Origin of the sequence: Pseudomonas syringae group sp. J309-1 (assembly GCF_032582135.1) — a bacterium.
In the GTDB taxonomy this organism is placed as follows: domain Bacteria; phylum Pseudomonadota; class Gammaproteobacteria; order Pseudomonadales; family Pseudomonadaceae; genus Aquipseudomonas; species Aquipseudomonas quasicaspiana.
Window position 1 is genome coordinate 68,499 of sequence record NZ_JAWHNU010000004.1, and the last position, 18,818, is coordinate 87,316.

Consider the following 18,818-nt stretch of genomic DNA (forward strand, 5'->3'; position numbering starts at 1 on the left):
GTGGATGGAACAGCACGAAGTCTCGGGTCAAAAAGTACTCGTGCCTGTCCTGTACATGGCCCAGGCCAATAACCGTCTGGCCCCCAACGGCGCATTGATCACCGGCAACGACGTCTCCCTGATCAGCGGCCAGAACCTCAACAACAGCGGCACCCTGCGCGCCACCAACAACCTTGGCGTCAGCGCTGGCGGCAACCTGACCAACTCAGGCCTGGTCGAAGCGGGCAACCTGCTGCAAATGCGCGCCAACAACAACCTGACCAACACCGCAGGCGGAGTGATCGCCGGGCGCAACGTCGAACTCGTCGCCGTCAATGGCGACCTGCTCAACGAGCGCAGCGTCACCACGCACCAAAGCGACAGCGGTTACCGCTCCGAGCGCACCCAGTTCGTCAACAGCGCAGCACGCATCGAAGCCGCCGACACCCTGACGATGCAAGCCAAACGCGACGTCAACAACGTCGGCAGCGTGATCAAAAGTGGCGGCGACACCACCATTCAGGCCGGGCGCGACGTCAACATCGTCTCCGCCCAACAAGAAAACAGCGGCGCCGTCGGCACGCGTTCGACCCGCCAGAACATCACCCAATACGGCTCCGTTGTAGAAGCCGGTCGCGACTTCCAGGTCGTCGCCGCGCGCAACATCAGCGCCGTCGCCAGCCAGATCAGCGCCAAGCGCAACCTGACGCTCGACGCCGGCGAAAACCTCAACATCGCCTCCGCGGCCGATGAGCAGCATTCGTATAGCAAGAGCAAAAAGGTTAAGGCTCAGGAAGATCATGTGAGCCAGGTGTCGAGTGTGCTTAAGGCGGGTGGCGATGCGACGCTTCGCGCCGGGCAGGACATGGCGCTGGTGTCCAGCAAGATCACGGCGGGTAACCAGGCATACGTTTATGCGGGTAACACCCTGAGCCTGCAGGCCGCTCAAGACAGCGACTATTCGCTGTACGACATGAAAAAGAAAGGCAGCTTCGGCTCCAAGAAAACCCAGCGTGACGAGGTCACCAAGGTCAACTACGTCGGCACCGAAATAACCACAGGCGGCAACCTTGTCCTGGCCAGTGGCGGCGATCAGCTTTACCAGGTTGCCAAGCTCAACAGCGGCAAGGACCTGACGCTGGAGAGCGGTGGTGCGATCACCTTTGAAGGTGTGAAAGATCTGCATCAGGAGAGCCACGAGAAGAGCAGCAGCAGCCTCGTCTGGAACTCCATGAAGGGCAAAGGCCATACCGATGAGACGCTACGTCAGAGCCAACTGATTGCCCAAGGTGCCTTGGCTATCAAAGCCGTTGATGGCTTGAAGATCGATGTAAAGCAAGTTGATCGGCAAACGGTAACCCAGACCATTGATGCAATGGTCAAAGCCGACCCGCAACTGGCGTGGCTCAAAGACGCCGAAAAACGCGGTGATGTGGACTGGAGGCAAATCAAGGAGGTCCACGACTCCTTCAAGTACAGCCATTCCAGTTTGGGCCAAGGCGCGATGTTAGCGATCGTTATCGTCATGACGATAGTGACTGCTGGTGCTGCTAGCGGCGCGGCCGGCGCTGTCGCTGGTGCGTCTGCGGGCAGTGGTTCAGCGATGGCGGCTGCTGGGACAACCGCTATGGTTCAGGCCGGGACCGCAGTAGGCACCGCAGCCGCTGGCTGGGGTAACGTAATGGCGACTGCCGCGTTGACCTCCATGGCCAGCACCGGCGCAGTGAGCGTGATCAATAACAAGGGCAACATTGGTGCTGCTCTGAACGAGACGTTCAGCAGCGATAGCTTGAAGAATGCTGCAGTTTCCGGCTTGGCCGCCGGATTCACCACCGGTGTAATCGATCCTAACTTTGGCGGTACGACCAAGCCCTACAACAGCCTCACCAAGGGGTTTAATTTATCCTCAATTGAAGAAGTGGGAGGTTTCGCCCTCCACGCAGGCGTACAAGGCGTCGCTTCCGGAACCATCAAGACAGCCATTAACGGCGGTAGCTTGGGAGACAACGTTCTTGATGACCTTGTCTATCAGGCGGGCAATGTCGCCGGGGCAATCGGTTTTAACTATGTCGGCACCTACGCGCAGAATGAATACCTGGCCGCCGCGAAAGCCAATGACGCTGTAGGTAAAGCGCTCTGGGAAGAAGGTGGTGCAGCGCGCACGGCGATGCATGCCTTTATGGGCGGCGCCATGTCCTCGGCCACTGGCGGTGACTTCACTACAGGTGCGGTTGCTGCGGGTGCAAGTCAGGCGATGGCCAAGGTCTTGAATGAGACTTTTCAGTCACATCCTGAATTTCGAGAAGGCGCGTCACAAATTGTCGGCTTGACCGCTGCGGGCCTAGCCGGTGGTGATGTTAATACCGCCTCGAGAGTTGCGCAGATCGCGGACCAGTACAACCGCCAACTGCACAACAACGAAAGTGCTGTGCTCACGAAGCTCCGTGAGGAAAACCCTGCAAACGCTGATCGCCTGGACGCCGCAGCCTGTGCGTTGGTGAAATGCAGTGCCTCTGTTCCGGTGGGTGATAAGAATTACGACCACCTCCTGGAAATGGAAACCAATGGCGCTGGCTATACAGCTGAACTGAATCAGCTGAAAGCCACAGGAGTGTTCGGCGAATACTCGACGTGGGATAAGTCTAACGACGCACTGCTGAAGAATGACGAGTCTATCAGGCGTAGTGGCAATGCCGGTGCTGCCATCGCTGGTGCGGCTGCAGCTGTGGGTGGTTATGCAGGCGCCGTAATGACAGCTCCTGCGTGTCTTACTATCATCGGTTGCACAGTTCCGGCACTTTCCCTGGCGGGTGGTACTTATTCAGCCATGGAAAGCCTGGAGGCAACCCGGCAAATCTTCGAGCCTTATAATGGCGCACAGGGTGCAACTGTCCTGGCGTCGATGGATATCAACACCTATCCCGGCGACGTCAGTCCGATGATTGACTACGGGACTACGGCTGCTAAGGTCGCAGCGGGGGTCGCGCTCGGGAGGTTGGGTGGCAAGCTCGCGTCGGGCGAGTACAGCCTGCTGAAGGTCGAGGGGAAAGGTGCTGGCAGTGCGGTAGATGATGTTGCGGGTGGTGCGAAAGTGTCGGGTGAAAAAACATCCGGCAGGGAAAGCGCAGGTGGCGCTGGGAAAACTGGCGAGGGGAGTTCTTCAAAAAATCCAGAGTCCCCTCACCCATCGCCAGACGCAGAAGCAGGGTTTAGCAACCTTCCCAAAATTTGGGATGTGCCCGACACAACTATTAGTAAGTTTCCGCAGAGTTGGGCGGCCTCACCGAATAAAAAAGGCGTCGGTTTCAGATGGCAAGATCCAAACAATAAAGGAAACGGCGTTCGTATCGATAAAGGTGAGCCTAGTATCAGTCAGCCCACCCAACAGGTAGATCATGTTATCGTTAGATCTAATGGGCAGGTTATTGGCAGAGATGGAAAGCCAGTGACCGGATCGATCAAAGAAAATGCGGAACAAGTTCATATTCCATTAAGTGAGTATAAAAAATGGAAAAGTTGGAGCTCTCCGAATTAAAATTTCCCGCGATGAGAGATGAGTTGATCTCTTACTTGATGGGGTTGTCGAGCGCTGAGTATCAAAACAACGCTTGGGTTGCTAGAGAAGACCCAGATTTAGCTTATGATGAGTTTAATTATGTTGTGCATTTTTTGTATGATGACACTGATCTAGCGACTGATGCCGACTCGTGGGTCGGATTGATATTTAGGGCGGAAAGTGAAGCGCTCGCTATTTCTGAGGTTGTGCGTAGCTTGGACGTAATATTTGAAAAATATGGTACCGCTCTTTCCGATGCTGAGTATTTGACGAAGCCCGAATGGGCTTACGTCATTGAGTCATCTAAAAATGCACTGCTGGAGCTTTCCTGAGCACGGAGAGGCTCCATTTAAGAGAGTAAGTCGGGGTCAGACCACGATAAACAGCATTGAAGTCGCATTGCGCCGGGATCAGATTGCGATGAGACAACAAGCTCTTTAATAATTCGGCATTTATTTTTGTGATTATCCGATGTTCTCCCGCAACGTCAAGTGCCATGTTCCTAACAGGTGCGGATACTAAGCAGGTGGCTTCAGCCTTTTTTAATAGTTATCGCTAGCTCTGAATACGCGCCTATGCCAACAACCGCCTAGCCCCCAATGGCGTCCTGATCACTGGTCGTGATGTATTTAATGGTGGTCTGACCCCGATTCTCCCCAGTTAGAGTCACGGCTGATGATGTTGGTGATGTCGGGGCTGACCTTGGTAGAGGGTTTAAGAGGATTTGGTCAAGCGGTAATACAGCTAAAAATTTAGAAGTTTTAGGCGCTCCTGCTAAAGTAAGCAACTTACGCAGCGTAGAAGGTGTTTATCAATTTAATCCTGGCAAAAATGTTTGGGAGACTATCACTATTTTTCCAGCGCCGTTGCCAAAATAGAGGAGATATTATAATGTATGAAAATATTCGCTATATGCTAAAGACTATATTTTCTGCAGACTTTGGTTTTCAGGAGGAAGCTGCTAAAAATATATACCTAAGAGGCTTGATATCAAGTGGAAAGCTGGATGAGGTGAAAGCTGAGCTGGCTGCAGCGCTCGAAGATAAGAGTGTGCGTTGGAGAGAAATGCTTTTGAATGATGATTATGAAGTCCAAGACTTCGATACTGAAGAGGAATCAATAGCGTATGTAAAGAGAGTGCTTTGGGATCCGTTGAACTCTTAGAGCTTTCTTGGCGGGGAAAACGGGGTCAGACCACGATTTAGACTTTCATTTGCTCAATAATGGTCTGAACCCAATTATCCCGGGGCTGCCAACGTAACGGCTGGCGGTAAGGCTTTTGAGAACTCGGCTGACTATAGTGCTGGTGCAAAAGAGGTAGCAGATACAGCTGCGACGAGAGTCGTTCCTAACAATGCGCCATTTAGCCTGGTTCCTGAGAGCTACATGAAGCCGAGTGCGGTTATAGACATGAGAAGCGCGCCTCCAGGTTCAGCCTTGAACGCTGCAGGGTATCCCCGAAATGGTCCTTGGTTCTGGAAGCAGATGCAGACACAGCAGCCGGAAGCATTTGATACCGCAAACTTGGCCCAAATTCGGGCTGGACGATCTCCTGTCGTCAATGATGCATGGATTATTCATTACCCAGAGCATCAGGCTTTTGCGGGGCAGCGATTGGTGCACCATCACATTGATCAAGGCCCAATAGCTACGCCTCTGCCGGAAATCATCCATCAGAAATGGTCCAAAGCTTTGCATCCAAACCAGTGAGGCGACTGTATGAACATTAGTGAATTCAAGAAAGGACTGGAGGGCTGCGTACCCGATATTGCTGATTTGGCCAAACTAGGGCTTTTAGCAGATGACGTTGACCAGTTTCGGCGATCCTTCTTCATCCTTGAGCGCGAGGAACGTTTGAACGATCTGGGGCTACCGGGTCAGCTTGGCGAGCTTTTCGAAAGGTTTGATCCATCTAATGTTGAAATCGGAATGCTGAGATTCGGGTTAGAGCCGCAGAAGAAAAACTCCAATTGGGTAATAGGCAAAGTCGAAGCCGATTTGCTGGTAGTTGATATGGTTTCTGGCGAGGTTTGCGTCGAGGACTTCACCGCTGTGCCGAAGCATATGCTTTGGAGGTGTGCGAAGAACGGAGAAAGCTTATTGGCGGCTTTGCTTCCTGCTGCGTGCTTTTTGGGGCGGTGTCTGCATGATGAAGAATTGGCGGGTGACGAACACAGGAGGAAGTCCTGTGTAGATGCCTGTGTAATCGAGGCTGGTGGTGAACTATATAGACCGTTCTATCAGATGCTAGTTGGCTTCTGATAGAGCGGTGCTAACGGTGCAAAAAAAAATGCAGCAGCTGGGAAAACGGGGGCTTGCGCTCTAAATAGAACCCGTAATAGTAATCTTGGAAAACGGGGTCAGACCACGATTTAGACTTTCATTTGCTCAATAATGGTCTGACCCCAATTATCCCGGGGCTGCCAACGTAACGGCTGGCGGTAAGGCTTTTGAGAACTCGGCTGACTATAGTGCTGGTGCAAAAGAGGTAGCAGATACAGCTGCGACGAGAGTTGTTCCTAACAATGCGCCATTTAGCCTGTTTCCTGAGAGCTACATGAAGCCGAGTGCGGTTATAGACATGAGAAGCGCGCCTCCAGGTTCAGCTTTGAACGCTGCAAAGTATCCCCGAAATGGTCCTTGGTTCTGGCAGTAAATCGGAGTAAATCGGGGTCAGACCACGATAAAAAGCATTGAAGTCGCATTGAACCGGGAACAGATTACGGTTAGATAACAAGCTCTTTAATAATTCGGCATTTATTTTCGTGATTATCCGATGTTCTCCCGCAGCGTCGAGTCCCATGTGCGTAACAGGTGCGGATACAAATCAGGTGGCTTCAGCTTTTTTACTAGTTATCATTAGCTTTAAATACGTCCCTATGCCAACAACCGCCTGGCCCTCAATGGCGTCCTGATCACCGGTCGTGATGTATTTAATGGTGGTCTGACCCCGATTCTCCCCCAATATGTCAACTCAGACAGTGGAAAAACGGGGTCAGACCACGATTTTTCTCAAATAAGGAAGCATACAGTTTTCATCTGCTTAAAAATGGTCTGACTCCTATTCTCTTGCTCAAAAACAAGTTCCTATTTTTTCAAGGCGGGGAGTATTTAAGGTGTTTAACCCTGGTAAGCCAGAATGAAAAAAATCCTTTATGAACTGTGAGCAATGTGGAAGTGAGTTGAAAAATTTCAAAGAGGGTAGCGCTCAAGGATTAAGGTGCGCTAATTGTGGTTGGTCTATAGTGACAACGAACCTCTCGGGTATTAAGCTTGATGAGGCAAAGTATGAAGTCAGTTGCAGTGCTAACTATCACGATGAGGCCCATGTAAGGGCTGTGTCTGAAGTGACAGGCTATAATTTTCTAATGTCTAGAAAAGCTCTTCAGAAAGGTCGTTTTACAGTATTTAATGGACAGGCGGTGGAGGTTTTGCGCATACGAAACATTCTTATTTCTGCTGGGCTTGAATGTGTCATTGATCCGGATTTCAAATGGAACTGATGGGCCTGGAAAAATGTTGATTTAAAAACCAGAGGTCATGCGAAAACTGATGCAGTTAGGAGCAGCCGACTTATTCAGCTTTTTATTGAGCGTTGAGTGGTTTTGGTTTTCTATTGACGGAGTATTTGGCTCTAATCTGCGTATGTGCTTAGTCAAGTATCCGACGGCCTGAAATCTTGGGAGAGCTGATCGCACGGTATCTGAGCTGCAGATACTAGATAAGCGCCAAGATGCCTTATTTACAGCTTGTGATCTTAGAAGGGACTAACCATGTTTTTCTGGAAAAAAATCAGTGTGTGGATATTTGGTTTATCGACATTGCTCGCTTTGGTCGGCTGCCAATCCAGTGGCCGAAGCTCTGCATCCAGCCTGTTCGAGGACGGTATTCTCCTCAAGCAAAAAAGCGTAGTAGTTGATGCCAATCACGCAAAAATTATCATGAGACCCACTGGGTACAATCATCCCGTGAATTTTTCGGTGCGTCGGGATGGTGACCCTGACCAACGCCCTGAGTTTCTTGGGACGGCTGTCTATACCGGGCGCGGCAAGCTATTCGGCTGGATCGCGAATATGAACGAAGTCGCTAACAGTGCAACTCTGCGACGGTTTCCTCAGTTAGAGCTGCAGGCTGATCCGAATCAGGCTATTGAAATAAGCGGCGAATACTCTGTTATGGAGTACAACATTTTGAGAATGTGTGGTCCTCGCAAGTCGGTCTTTACACCAGAAAAACAGAAGGTTTATCTGGTTGAGTTCGTGGTGAGTGTTGATGGTTGTGAGCAACATGTATATGACATTACTCAACCCGAGCAACGATTGCCCGTCGTGACGAACCAACAAAAGATTGGTTCAGATTGAAGGTGTACTGTTGTTATACCGACTTTGTTTAAAATGTGCTCCGATAGAATTTTTTAGGCTTGTTGTTCTAGGTAGCGCTCACCAGCACTAGATTGATGACCAAGATGCATGAGTCTGCTCTTTAACAGTAAGGTTTTTTATCTTGTCCTGGATAGAGTCAATCAACTCACTCTATCCATTTTTTTAAATCGGCAGCCTGGCTGTGCTCATCAACTGGCGGACTGAAACTTCCAACACGGTCGGTGTTGTGATTGCGGGGCGTTACGTCACCGCCGACGTGGCCAAAGGCAGCCAGGACAGCGAGGGCGAACAGACCCAAAGCAAAGGCGGGCTCAAAGGCGGCACCACTGGCGGCTTCAAGATCGGCATCGGCGGCAGCACCGGTAAGGCCAGCGGCAAGCAGTTCGATGTCAGCGCCACTGTCGTTGTCGGCTACGGCGCGTCTGCCAGCGGCTCTGTCGGCTACGGCAAAACCGACGGCAAAACCAACTGGGTTGGTAATCAAACCTCGATCACTGCGCAAGACAAACTCGACATCAAAACAGGTGAGCATACCCAGCTCGACGGCGCACTGATTTCGTCCAACACCGGCAACCTGAAACTGGACACCGGCACATTGGGCTTTAGTGACATCGCCGGTCAGGACAAAGAGCGTTCCTACTACCTCAACATGGGCGGCAGCTATGGCCTGGAAGGAGGCCAGACACAACAAGACTCCAGCCAGGTGGGCAAAGGTAATTCAGGCGCGAATGGCTGGAGCGTAGAAGGCTACAACTACGAAAAAGACCGTCAGCAAATGGTCCGTGGCACGATTGGCGCAGGTGACATCGTTGTCCGTCAGGACGCCGCCACTGGCAAAGACTCGACTGCTGGCCTGAATCGGGATGTGAGCAAGGCGTCCGAAATTACGCGTGACGAAGAGCATCGGACTGATTTGTATGTGACGAAGTCTTCTACCGATGCAGTGCTGAGTCCGGTCGACACTGTAAATGGCTGGATCGGCGACGCCAAACAATACGGAACGCGTCAGGAGCGGGTTCTCGCCGATGGCGTGAACGGAATTCGTGCCTCTACGCTGACGAGCGAAGACAATCCTGCCGAAGCTAAAGGGCTCTTAGGTGTAGAGCAATCCCTCGCATTCGGTAAGAAACTCGTGGCTGGCGGCATGGCTTCTGGAGCCCTTAACGGCGTATTCACTGCGCTGGACAAGATGGCCAAGTCGGCGGCTGAGCTTGAGAACTGCGGAGAGAAATGCATACAGCGGGTTGAAAACAATAACGCTACATCTTCGACCATCTCCGGCCCAGGCCGCACGCAGGAGCTGCCAGCCAGCCCGGTCAATCCTGAGGAATTTAATATCCTCATGGAGGATGCTGCCGAGTTTTCGCAAACGATACCGGTCACGCAGATTGAAACAGCGATAGCGATGGCGCAGGTCGTGATGGGACCGATGAAATTCATCATCAGCACCGCAGCCAGCTATGCGGCCAAGCAAGTCGTCGGGGACCAAGTTGATGAGTTAAAAGATCAAGCCGCCATCAAGCTGGTTTCTTTCTTCACCCCTCTGACTGAGGCTGACGTCGTACGTATCGACGCGCTGGCTAAAGAGGACTACGCGAACAAGGTAAAGGGCGCGGTGTTCGATGGCAGCACTGAGCTCATTGGCGCGAAGTTTGTGGTCGACACTGCAGTGCAAACTGCTATTGGCGGCATCGGCAAGGCGGGTGGTAGGATTATTGGGGTTGTTGGTAGCAGAGAAGGCGTCGACGCGACAACTGGTAAGGGGGGCGCAGATGACATTCCGCTTATCAATGGAAGGAAACCAATGAATAACCAATATGCAGGGAGTACTCACCCGTCTGGAGTGAAGTTTAATAAGCAAGGCTTCCCTGATTTTTCCCCTTATGCAAAGGTTCAGGTTGAAATTAAAGGTTTGACGGGAAATTATACAAAAGATGCTGCAATGGCCAACAAAGCCGCTGGCTTAAAAGGCACTCCAGATGGATATGTTTGGCATCACGTTGAAGATGCGAAGACGATGCAGCTAATAACTAAAGAGATACATAATGCTGCCCGCCATACTGGTGGTGCTGCGGTACTGCGAAATCAATGATTTAGGAGGGGTTGTAATGCGCGTAAATTTCTCTAAAAGTAAAGCCGTCAACCAAAAAGATATAAGCGATTTTTCGCGGGCTTTTGGTTGTTCACTACCTGATCAGGTAGTGGATTTTTTTCTAGAATTCAACGGTTCAAAGCCCGAAACGAATACTTTTTCTGTCGGTGATGATAATGAATCGGGTGTTAATAAACTGATTTGTATATCTGAGGTTTTAGATGAGCGTAAGTTTTTAGATTTTATCGGAATCAAAGTTTTTCCGGTTGCTATCGCTGAAGGCGGTAATTATGTTGTGATTGATCTCAATCAAGGGCAGAGTGTTTTCTTTTGGGATCACGAAAAACCAGCAGAAATGACTTTTTTGGCAAGCGATATTCAAGAGTTTTTAAACGGGCTGGTACCGTTTGACCCAGATAGTATAGAGCTTAAAGAAGGGCAAGTTGAGTCTGTGTGGATTGATCCCGACTTTCTTAAAAGTTTGAAGTGAATAGTGAGTGATGAGATTGGTTTGACTCGGAAGAGAAGGAGAGACGGGGTCAGACCACGATAAAAAGAATTGAAGTCGCATTGCGCCGGTCAGATTACGGTTAGATAACAAGCTCTTTAATAATTCGGCATTTATTTCTGTGATTATCCGATGTTCTCCCGTAGCGTCGAGTGCCATGTTCGTAACAAGTGCGGATACTAAGCAGGTGGCTTCAGCTTTTTTACTAGTTATCGTTAGCTTTAAATACGTCCCTATGCCAACAACCGCCTGGCCCTCAATGGCGTCCTGATCACCGGTCGTGATGTATTTAATGGTGGTCTGACCCCGATTCTCCCCCAATATGTCAACTCAGACAGGAAGTTGGATGCAAACAAATGCGCGCTTCAAAGTTGAGGGCGGACAGATGACAACGCCGCTTGGGCAAGGCAAGGCTATCGATATCCTCAATCAGAACATTGTGGACTTTGCGTTGGCCCCTAAAGGAGGTCATTGATGTTGTTGTGCTTAGAAAAGGCGAGCGGGTCGATGAAGTTGGTATATAAGCACTCCGAAAAGCTAAAGGCTGACCCGGAGCGGGTCGCAGCGGCACAAGCGCTTACAGTCAATCAATCTAAACCCGCACTAGGACTTAAAGGCACATATGGGCTTTATGGATCGCCAGAGTGGTGGGTAAATATCCAGCAGCGAAAAATGCCGTTATTGTTCGTTTCTGGTATCGTTCACCGTGCGTATGTCGCAAGCCAGGACGGCGGCAACGAAAACAATGGTATCGATTTACTGTTGGATGATGGCTCAGTTCGTGCTGAAGGTATTTATGTCAACGATAAGACAGATATCTCACTCTTCCGAGTTGGATGCCGAGTACAGATTGTATTTGCGCTAGATGAATTAAAAAAACAGCCTGCACCGGACGGCGGCATAAACTATTTGGAAGTTCCGTTAGAAATAGCGGTTTCATTGGAACCTGTCACCACATCTGTCTAGAGTAAAAGGCAAAGGGAACTGGGGTCAGACCACGATTGTTTTCATAATCGCCACACCCTTGGTTTAGTACATTTGAATGTTTTTGGTGTTTGATGGCGGAAATCGGGGTCAGACCACAATAAAAAGCATTGAAGTCGCATTGCGCCGGGAACAGATAAGGCGAGATAACAAGCTCTTTAATAATTCGGCATTTATTTCTGTGGTTATCCGATGTTCTCCCGCAGCGTCGAGTCCCATGTGCGTAACAGGTGCGGATACTAATCAGGTGGCTTCAGCTTCTTTAATAGTTATCACTAGTTCTGAATACGCCCCTATGCCAACAACCGTCTAGCCCCCAGTGGTGCCCTGGTCACCGGTCGTGATGTATTTAATGGTGGTCTGACCCCGATTCTTTGGAAGGAGTAATTCATGAACTACTATCGCTTGAAAGACGACGTTCAGTACCCGGGAAGATGGCTACTTGGCGACGTTCTGGATGTTGATAATTGGGTGCTTGTTAGTCAAGGAGGGGGCGCAGGCCCCGTGCAAATCGAGCTATATCGTGATGGCGTAGAGCTAGACTTTACTTTTTCTGAGGTGTACGGAGTTCCTGTAGTAAGCGCTAAGGTGAAAAATATTCTAATCGGTTTGCCTGGACTGGAATTCATCCCTGCATCCGTAGTGCCTCCAATAAGCAGCCGTGACTTTTACATTGTCGTGGTTTCAAAGCAGGTGGATTGCGTAGACGAAGATAAGTCCGGAGAAAAACGGGGTCAGACCACGATTTTTCGTGTGAGAGTCATCCTTGGTGAGCCCCAATAAGCAGGCATAAAGTTTTCATCGGCTTAATAATTGTCTAACCCGCAAAAAATCAAAGCGGGTTAAGTAATAATGTTTCCAAACAAGCCATCCAGCGAGCTAAAAATTTACCGAAGGGAATGCAGCAGCAAGTCGTTATTGATGTGCGTGGCCAGATGATAACTGTAGACCAAGAAAGAAATATAATTAAAGTTATTGTTTAGTAGTCGAATGGAGCAATCAAGCCAGAAGCCATTGAATTTAAGAGGAACTGATGAAGAGTGTAGGTTTTCAAGGTGGTAGCTCAATTTTTGAGCTTGGCATGGCTTCGGATATGGTTTGCTTTTTTTCTGTGATTAGAGAAAAAACTGAGCTATCAGGAAGTGATCTTATTATATTAGATCGACTGTTTCGTCGCTATTTGCGCCTTGAGGATTTAAAGGGGGCGACGATTTTTATGTTGAAGTCCAAAGAGTGCTTGTCTGGCATTTCTAACTGCATTATTGAGTTGGAGAGTTTGGGGTGGGTTTCAAGTAATAGTTGCTTAGATACGACATGCTTAAATTATGCGGAAGTATTCAGTAAGTATTTCGACGGCTTTGAATATTGCGTTGATTCAGCTAAGGGGTTCTATGAGGACTGGGGAGTATACAAGCCTGTCAGAACGATTGTTTGTGATATGCCTGATTACATGATCGAAAAACTTCGGCCATTACATGAGTATGACAATCTTGGTCCTAATGATTCGCCATTCTGGCTGCGTTAGTTTTTATTTGACCATTTCTATGTGACTGAGGGAACTGGGGGCAGACCACGATTGTTTTCATAATCGCCACACCCTTGGTTCAGTACATTTTAATGTTTTTGATGTTTGATGGAGTAAATCGGGGTCAGACCACAATAAAATGCATTGAAGTCGCATTGCGCCGGGAATAGATACGGCGAGATAACAAGCTCTTTAATAATTCGGAATTTATTTTTGTGATTATCCGATGTTATCCCGCAGCGTCGAGTGCTATGTTCCTAACAGGTGCGGATACTAAGCAGGTGGCGTCAGCTTTTTTTAATAGTTATCGCGAGCTCTAAATACGCCACTATGCCGACAACCGTCTGGCGCGCATGGCGCCCTGATCACCGGTCGTGATGTGTTTAATGGTAGTCTGACCCCGATTCTCCACAATGCGTATCTCACTGATATTCAGAATTTGACAGGTCGGCAGTTTACGCCTCAACAGTTGGACCTCTTGAAGGCCGACCTACGTCAAAATACGTATACGCGTCTATCCAAAGAAGAGGTGGAGTTGAACCGGATTGATTTTGACAGGAAATTGCCAAGTATCCGAAAAGAATGGGAAGCAAATACTGGACAAAGTTGGCCCAAGGAAACCTACACTGATGGGTCAGGCGTTGAGAGAGTCAGAAATTATGATGCTCACCATGTGATTGAAAATAAATTTGGAGGGAAGGCTGAATGGTGGAACATTACACCCGCTTTGCGAGGTGTCGAACACCAGGGCGGCATTCATAGAGCGCAAGGTCCAGCAGAAAAAATATTTGGTAGATAATGATGAAAAACTTAGAAGAAGCACGGCAGCTTATAGACGCCATCACATCCGCTGAGCTGTATGAAGGAGACTTCGGTCATCCCATTTCTGACCGTGCAGCCATACTCATGGGTGTTGACGAGGCAGAGCAAAATAATGTGCCTAGTGACTATCTGGAGTTTCTTGCAGAGCTGGGAACCGGTGATCTCGACGCCGCCTTCTATGTAGACCCAGCGCCAGCTAAGTATTCCTCTATAGTTGGCAAAGAGGTGGAAGAATATAAGGGGATGTATGTATTTGCAGGGAATCAAAGCGGTGTGTTGTATGCCTTTGACTGCGAAAACGATTGGTCTGTCGTAGAGATCAGCTCTGAAAATGATGGGTTTGCATGCGTATCGGTGAGCTTCTCTGAGTTTATATTAGCGAAGCTTAAATATATTAAAGAGCTTGTCGATTGGCGTGCTGCTCACTGAATCTTTTAATGAGCCTTGGACCTATCGGCTGGCGGGGCCAGACCGTGAAAAAAAACGGGGTCAGACTGCGATTGTTTTCGTAATCGCCACACCCTTGGTTCAGTACATTTAAATATTTTTTGTATTTGACGGAGAGGCAGCAGTGAAAAAAGTGACACTCCTAATGTTGGTTGCGGCCTTGGCAGGATGCCAATCCAATGTCAGAAGCTCCGCACCAACGCTGCTCAAAGACGGCGTTCAACTGCAGCAAAAACAGGTGGTCGCGGATGCTGAGCACGCCAAGATCATCATGAGGTCCACCGGCTTCACTTATCCGGTTCTATTCTCGGTGCGCCGTGCAGCTGACCCTGATCAGCGTCCAGAGGTTCTGGGGCATGTGGTCGATTCCGGTCGTGGCAAGGTTTTTGGCTGGATTGCCAAGATGAGCGAGGTAGCCAACAGCGCAGCTGTCAAGCGCTTCCCTCAACTTGAAGTACAGGCAGATCCCGGTCAATCCATAGAGGTGATTGGTGAGTCCAGAGTCATCCAGGAGAACGGGCTTTTCCCAGACTCTGTTGTGTACGACTGCGGCCCCATGCGTTCGATGTTCAAACCTGAAAAGCAGAAAACCTATCTGGTTGAATTTGTGATTGTCGGAAAGGGCTGCGAACAGCATGTTTATGACGTAACTCAGCCCAATACGCGTGTACCTGTCAGCACTGAGAATGGCGCGGGCCCGGTATAGCCATCATGAAGCCTCGGCAGTTTAGTCATGGAGTAAATCGGGGTCAGACCACGATAAAAAGCATTGAAGTCGCATTGCGTCGGGAACAGATTACGGTTAGATAACAAGCTCTTTAATAATTTGGCATTTATTTCTGCGATGATCCGCTGTTGTCCCGCAGCATCGAGTGCCATGTTCCTAACAGGTGCGGATACTAATCAGGTGGCTTCAGTTTTTTTAATAGTTATTACTAGCTCTGAATACGCCCCTATGCCAACAATCGCCGGGCCCCCAATGGCGTCCTGATCACCGGTCGTGATGTATATAATGGTGGTCTGACCCCGATTCCCCCCCCGCGGCTCGGGCAGGCGGTGCATGACTGCACCGGCCAGAGCGCCAAGGAAATGGTTCGCGTAGCCCTGGTGCAGTCGAGCGCAACAATGCTGGCATGGTCCGCTCTTTATCGCTCCAGCATGATCCCCACTGAATCACGGAAAATCAACGGCGTGCGAACAACGCAGACTATCGGATCCTACGCCGAATACGGGATGATCTTGGTGGACATGCTTCGGCGCGAGCACAAGCTCGGGGAGCCCAAGAAATGACGAGACGATCCGTAGCCCTCTCGCTGATTGGCGGCATGCTCCTTCTTCTGTGGCTGTTCACGGGGGTTGAGCGTGCAGCGCGTGAGCATGGCGAGATCGACTATGAATTGTTCGCCAAGCATGCCCCTAGCTTCAAGGTTCTATTCGAGAACACCGCCCAGTGCGGCGAATGCGATCTGCGGCCTTGGGCTATGATGAGTCAGGATGACAAGGGGCGTTTCGCAGACTACTGCGCCGCGCGCTTCGGGCTCAATGAGGTGCGGCCTTGCTACGCGATCTTCGAGGAAAAGTTGCTGCCGCATCCTCCCCCCCAGAACTGATTGAGCATTTTGCTGCGCTAACTGCGGGAAAAGCGGTTCCCTCTGATCAGGCGCAGAGTTGAGGGAGAGAAAAAACGGGGTCAAACCACGATTTTGAGTAAGTCGGGAGTCAATCGGGGGCAGATCACGATAAAAAGCATTGAAGTCGCATTGCGCTGGTAACAGATTACGGTGAGATAACAAGTTCTTTAATAATTCGGCATTTATTTCTGTGATTATCCGATGTTCTCCCGCAGCGTCGAGTGCCATGTTCGTAACAGGTGCGGATACTAAGCAGGTGGCTTCAGCTTTTTTTAATAGTTATCACTAGCTCTGAAGCGCCCCTATGCCAACAACTGCCTGGCCCCCAATGGCGCGCTGATCGCCCGTCGTAATGTATTTAATGGTGGTCAGACCCCGACTCTCTACGATTGGTCGACGCCCCTGGCGCCAAAACGGTAAAGGTATGAATCTCAAGAAGACATTTCAGGTACTAGGATTGCCGGCAGTGCTGGGTGCATGTGCGGATGGAAGCATCCGTCCGCCCATCTGCACGCTTGACGCTCCGGCGCAGTGGTATGGGTTTCCACCAGCGTTGATCCCGCTGTGGAGCGATGGATCGCGGCCGACTTATATAGGCTATTGGAAACACTGGTTTGTCGACCGCGAACCCTGCTTCGTCAAGATGTATGTAGCCTCCGAGCATATGACGATCGAGATTGCCCGCACTCCCGCCCAGTTGATGGGTGTTATGGCAATGATGTCCATCAGTGACGAAGACGGTGCCACCCCAGAGCTTGAGCAATTTGCCCAAGCGGTTGGACTTGATTGTCTGGAAGCGCTGAAGGCGCAGTCACTGAATACCGGTGACGATCCCCAAGGCTTCGCCAACGTCGAATTGTTCAGCAAGCAGACACCGCTGGAGAGCATTGCTGAAGGCTCTGGCCCCTACAGCGGAGACTTTCCCAACCCGTCCGAACTCCGGCCATGGTGGGAAAGCAGTTGCTCCTTCGAAATCATCGACAGGGATATGCCCGCGCCGAAAGGTGTCCAGTTGCCGCTGTGGTTTGATCCTGATCGAGACAAAAAGCTGTTGTTTGAGAGCTTTTTGCAAGCCGGACGCTTGGACTATGCGTGGCTGACCCTGAACTCCACAGGTTGGTCGATAACCGATGCGCGGCAGGCGCTTGTGGCGTTGCAGACACGGAGCAACGACAGAGGCTTCGATGCAGTTGTGGAGTATTGGTTGTCGGTTGCGGATGTCAGCGCAGGGGGATACTGAACCCCATGTCCAACCGGAAAAAAAGGGGGCCAGACCCACGATTTTTCTGAAGAGGAATTTGTTGTTGTTTGGTGACGTTAGATTTCTATACTCGGCCCTCTAATAATCTGGTATTTGTTTTTTTTGAAAATAATACAATCTTAAGTTTCCGATTTACGTGCGCTCTAAATAGAACGTGGAGTCTTAATCTACCTCTGCTTGCGCCGCAGTATCCTTGCGTTTAATAAAAACCTGTAAATGGTATGGGTGTGAGTATGAAGCTTGAAAACCAATGGATGCGAAATATTGAATATGTCCTTTCTGAAGCTAAGGAAAAGTATTCAATTATTGAATACTCCAAAGTTGAAGGGGATCAGTTTCTAAAGTTTCCTGAGTTAGGCTTTTATTTTCAAGCCGCTGAGGATGGCCTTATAACGGCGTTCCGTATTTTTTTCACTGATCTAGATGGGTACTTTCCAGCGTCGATGGAGACGAGAGGTGATTATGCGGATCTGAAATCGGTGAGAGATATTACAAAGGCAATGGGCGAGCCCTTGAAAGAGATACCGTCCATTCGTATTCCCAGCCTAGCCCCTACATGCCCTGGCCTGCAATACCTAAGAGGAGGCAGGTTCGTAAGTTTTTATTATGATGAAAGAAGTGGGGTCATTAGGTTTGTGCATGTTAAACACGAATGCGCATTCGTTATAAATGAAGTTTTCTGCAAGTGCGAAAATAGGGTTGGTCGACGATTTTTTTCTGGACTTATTTTGCTAGTTATTGGTCAGAATCCCAGTTCTACCAAAGATTTCTAATGCAAGTGGTATCTGCAAAGTGTAGCTCAGGCTTAATTGTTAATCGTTCGCTAAATCGGGTGGCTAAACACATCATTGAGCTCTATTCTACCCTTCTACTAAGAGTTGCAACTGAGTTGGCGGCGGCAATGCCAAATCGTATAACAGTCCTGGCCAAAGGTGGGAGAGTAGGTAATGGACAATAATGAACCTCTCAGGGTTATTGGGAGTATGAAGTGGATAAAAAAAGCCTCAATTTTTCTTTTGTTGCTTGATTATGCTCTACGTAATCTTGAGTCGGCGAGCGGTACGCAAGAAAAATGTCAAGAGGCAGTTGATAGATGTTGGCTATGGCTGTCCGAACGAGGGCTCAGCGCTTATGAATTGTCATATTACCTAGATTCCGATGAAATGCAGAATGGGCCGTTGGCAGAAGAGAATTTTGCATCTGAAAGCGTAGAGCAAAATAGTTTAATTTTGATTTTGTTAGTAGTTGGTTTTTTTGCTAATAAGGCCTATAAGGTTGCAGGGATGCAAGAGCAAATGTCTGAGCCGGTATGTGAGGCGGACGAGAACTCTGCCGTAAATATTGTTGATTATATCGAGCGGATAGGTTTGTCTGATTTGTTAAGTGTTTGTCTATCTGCTAAAGCTGAGCTTTGATATAAGTTTATTTTTTAAGGAGCAGATCATTAGGATAAATTTCAAGTGAAAACGGGTTCAGACACACGTTTTTTGTGTAGGAGAGTCATTCTTGGTGAGCCCAAATAAGCAGGCATGGAGTTTTCTATCGGTTTAATAATGGTCTGACCTCTATTCTCCCTCAATCCAATGCAGCGTTGGCTCGAGTCTTGAGATCCGCACTGCAAAACGGTGGAA

20 protein-coding genes are annotated in these 18,818 nt (G+C 49.4%); all 20 read left to right on the forward strand.

Annotated features, from left to right (window positions below; all coding sequences use genetic code 11):
• The first annotated feature begins 4 nt into the window (after positions 1 to 4).
• Positions 5 to 3,514 (forward strand): DUF637 domain-containing protein, encoded by a 3,510-nt coding sequence (locus tag RX972_RS03380; protein ID WP_316872552.1) that lies wholly within the window; start codon positions 5 to 7, stop codon positions 3,512 to 3,514.
• Positions 3,487 to 3,867 carry an SCO4402 family protein gene (locus RX972_RS03385; RefSeq protein ID WP_316872553.1) on the forward strand — a complete coding sequence of 127 codons (381 nt, stop codon included), beginning with the start codon at positions 3,487 to 3,489 and terminating at the stop codon, positions 3,865 to 3,867. The genes RX972_RS03380 and RX972_RS03385 overlap by 28 nt, the downstream gene beginning before the upstream one ends.
• A gap of 559 nt (positions 3,868 to 4,426) precedes the next feature.
• Complete coding sequence (locus RX972_RS03390; RefSeq protein ID WP_316872554.1) at positions 4,427 to 4,699, forward strand: hypothetical protein; 273 nt, start codon at positions 4,427 to 4,429, stop codon at positions 4,697 to 4,699.
• A gap of 246 nt (positions 4,700 to 4,945) precedes the next feature.
• A complete protein-coding gene (locus RX972_RS29395; protein WP_410478192.1) occupies positions 4,946 to 5,245 on the forward strand; it encodes a hypothetical protein in 300 nt (99 codons plus the stop codon).
• A 9-nt stretch (positions 5,246 to 5,254) separates the two neighbouring features.
• The gene (locus RX972_RS03395) at positions 5,255 to 5,797 is read left to right on the forward strand and encodes a hypothetical protein (protein WP_316872555.1); all 543 of its coding nucleotides are present in this window, start codon (positions 5,255 to 5,257) and stop codon (positions 5,795 to 5,797) included.
• Positions 5,798 to 6,717: 920 nt separating this feature from the next.
• Entirely contained in the window at positions 6,718 to 7,038 is a 321-nt protein-coding gene (locus RX972_RS03400; RefSeq protein WP_147471389.1) for a hypothetical protein, read from the forward strand.
• Between the two features lie 270 nt (positions 7,039 to 7,308).
• Entirely contained in the window at positions 7,309 to 7,896 is a 588-nt protein-coding gene (locus RX972_RS03405; protein ID WP_122397408.1) for a hypothetical protein, read from the forward strand.
• A 202-nt stretch (positions 7,897 to 8,098) separates the two neighbouring features.
• Positions 8,099 to 10,009 carry an HNH endonuclease gene (locus tag RX972_RS03410; RefSeq protein ID WP_410478191.1) on the forward strand — a complete coding sequence of 637 codons (1,911 nt, stop codon included), beginning with the start codon at positions 8,099 to 8,101 and terminating at the stop codon, positions 10,007 to 10,009.
• Between the two features lie 16 nt (positions 10,010 to 10,025).
• Positions 10,026 to 10,499 (forward strand): SMI1/KNR4 family protein, encoded by a 474-nt coding sequence (locus tag RX972_RS03415; protein ID WP_316872556.1) that lies wholly within the window; start codon positions 10,026 to 10,028, stop codon positions 10,497 to 10,499.
• Positions 10,500 to 10,863: 364 nt separating this feature from the next.
• Positions 10,864 to 10,992 carry a hypothetical protein gene (locus RX972_RS03420; protein WP_316872557.1) on the forward strand — a complete coding sequence of 43 codons (129 nt, stop codon included), beginning with the start codon at positions 10,864 to 10,866 and terminating at the stop codon, positions 10,990 to 10,992.
• Entirely contained in the window at positions 10,992 to 11,483 is a 492-nt protein-coding gene (locus tag RX972_RS03425) for a hypothetical protein (RefSeq protein WP_316872558.1), read from the forward strand. Before RX972_RS03420 ends, RX972_RS03425 begins: the two co-directional genes overlap by 1 nt.
• Positions 11,484 to 11,891: 408 nt before the next feature.
• Positions 11,892 to 12,284 (forward strand): hypothetical protein, encoded by a 393-nt coding sequence (locus RX972_RS03430; RefSeq protein WP_316872559.1) that lies wholly within the window; start codon positions 11,892 to 11,894, stop codon positions 12,282 to 12,284.
• A gap of 250 nt (positions 12,285 to 12,534) precedes the next feature.
• Positions 12,535 to 13,026 (forward strand): hypothetical protein, encoded by a 492-nt coding sequence (locus tag RX972_RS03435; RefSeq protein ID WP_255877406.1) that lies wholly within the window; start codon positions 12,535 to 12,537, stop codon positions 13,024 to 13,026.
• Between the two features lie 535 nt (positions 13,027 to 13,561).
• On the forward strand, positions 13,562 to 13,825 hold the full coding sequence (locus RX972_RS03440) for a hypothetical protein (RefSeq protein WP_255877404.1): 264 nt from the start codon (positions 13,562 to 13,564) through the stop codon (positions 13,823 to 13,825).
• Positions 13,826 to 13,827: 2 nt separating this feature from the next.
• A complete protein-coding gene (locus tag RX972_RS03445) occupies positions 13,828 to 14,277 on the forward strand; it encodes an SMI1/KNR4 family protein (protein WP_255877403.1) in 450 nt (149 codons plus the stop codon).
• 142 nt (positions 14,278 to 14,419) lie between these two features.
• Positions 14,420 to 15,001, forward strand: coding sequence for a hypothetical protein (locus RX972_RS03450; RefSeq protein ID WP_316872560.1), 582 nt, complete (start codon positions 14,420 to 14,422; stop codon positions 14,999 to 15,001).
• A gap of 580 nt (positions 15,002 to 15,581) precedes the next feature.
• Positions 15,582 to 15,905 (forward strand): hypothetical protein, encoded by a 324-nt coding sequence (locus RX972_RS03455; protein ID WP_316872561.1) that lies wholly within the window; start codon positions 15,582 to 15,584, stop codon positions 15,903 to 15,905.
• A 445-nt stretch (positions 15,906 to 16,350) separates the two neighbouring features.
• Positions 16,351 to 17,166: a hypothetical protein gene (locus RX972_RS03460; RefSeq protein ID WP_255881228.1), complete on the forward strand. Its 816-nt coding sequence runs from the start codon at positions 16,351 to 16,353 to the stop codon at positions 17,164 to 17,166.
• Between the two features lie 254 nt (positions 17,167 to 17,420).
• Positions 17,421 to 17,960, forward strand: a complete 540-nt coding sequence (locus tag RX972_RS03465) for a hypothetical protein (protein WP_316872562.1) — start codon at positions 17,421 to 17,423, stop codon at positions 17,958 to 17,960.
• Between the two features lie 174 nt (positions 17,961 to 18,134).
• Positions 18,135 to 18,602, forward strand: a complete 468-nt coding sequence (locus RX972_RS03470) for an Imm6 family immunity protein (RefSeq protein WP_316872563.1) — start codon at positions 18,135 to 18,137, stop codon at positions 18,600 to 18,602.
• Positions 18,603 to 18,818 lie beyond the last annotated feature (216 nt).

Bases quoted from the DNA above. Each gene is read 5' to 3' on its own strand.
- RX972_RS03380 (WP_316872552.1), top strand. From the start codon at position 5: ATGGAACAGCACGAAGTCTCGGGTCAAAAAGTACTCGTGCCTGTCCTG.
- RX972_RS03385 (WP_316872553.1), top strand. From the start codon at position 3,487: ATGGAAAAGTTGGAGCTCTCCGAATTAAAATTTCCCGCGATGAGAGAT.
- RX972_RS03390 (WP_316872554.1), top strand. From the start codon at position 4,427: ATGTATGAAAATATTCGCTATATGCTAAAGACTATATTTTCTGCAGAC.
- RX972_RS29395 (WP_410478192.1), top strand. From the start codon at position 4,946: ATGAGAAGCGCGCCTCCAGGTTCAGCCTTGAACGCTGCAGGGTATCCC.
- RX972_RS03395 (WP_316872555.1), top strand. From the start codon at position 5,255: ATGAACATTAGTGAATTCAAGAAAGGACTGGAGGGCTGCGTACCCGAT.
- RX972_RS03405 (WP_122397408.1), top strand. From the start codon at position 7,309: ATGTTTTTCTGGAAAAAAATCAGTGTGTGGATATTTGGTTTATCGACA.
- RX972_RS03415 (WP_316872556.1), top strand. From the start codon at position 10,026: ATGCGCGTAAATTTCTCTAAAAGTAAAGCCGTCAACCAAAAAGATATA.
- RX972_RS03420 (WP_316872557.1), top strand. From the start codon at position 10,864: ATGCAAACAAATGCGCGCTTCAAAGTTGAGGGCGGACAGATGACAACG.
- RX972_RS03425 (WP_316872558.1), top strand. From the start codon at position 10,992: ATGTTGTTGTGCTTAGAAAAGGCGAGCGGGTCGATGAAGTTGGTATAT.
- RX972_RS03430 (WP_316872559.1), top strand. From the start codon at position 11,892: ATGAACTACTATCGCTTGAAAGACGACGTTCAGTACCCGGGAAGATGG.
- RX972_RS03435 (WP_255877406.1), top strand. From the start codon at position 12,535: ATGAAGAGTGTAGGTTTTCAAGGTGGTAGCTCAATTTTTGAGCTTGGC.
- RX972_RS03445 (WP_255877403.1), top strand. From the start codon at position 13,828: ATGAAAAACTTAGAAGAAGCACGGCAGCTTATAGACGCCATCACATCC.
- RX972_RS03455 (WP_316872561.1), top strand. From the start codon at position 15,582: ATGACGAGACGATCCGTAGCCCTCTCGCTGATTGGCGGCATGCTCCTT.
- RX972_RS03460 (WP_255881228.1), top strand. From the start codon at position 16,351: ATGAATCTCAAGAAGACATTTCAGGTACTAGGATTGCCGGCAGTGCTG.
- RX972_RS03465 (WP_316872562.1), top strand. From the start codon at position 17,421: ATGAAGCTTGAAAACCAATGGATGCGAAATATTGAATATGTCCTTTCT.
- RX972_RS03470 (WP_316872563.1), top strand. From the start codon at position 18,135: ATGGACAATAATGAACCTCTCAGGGTTATTGGGAGTATGAAGTGGATA.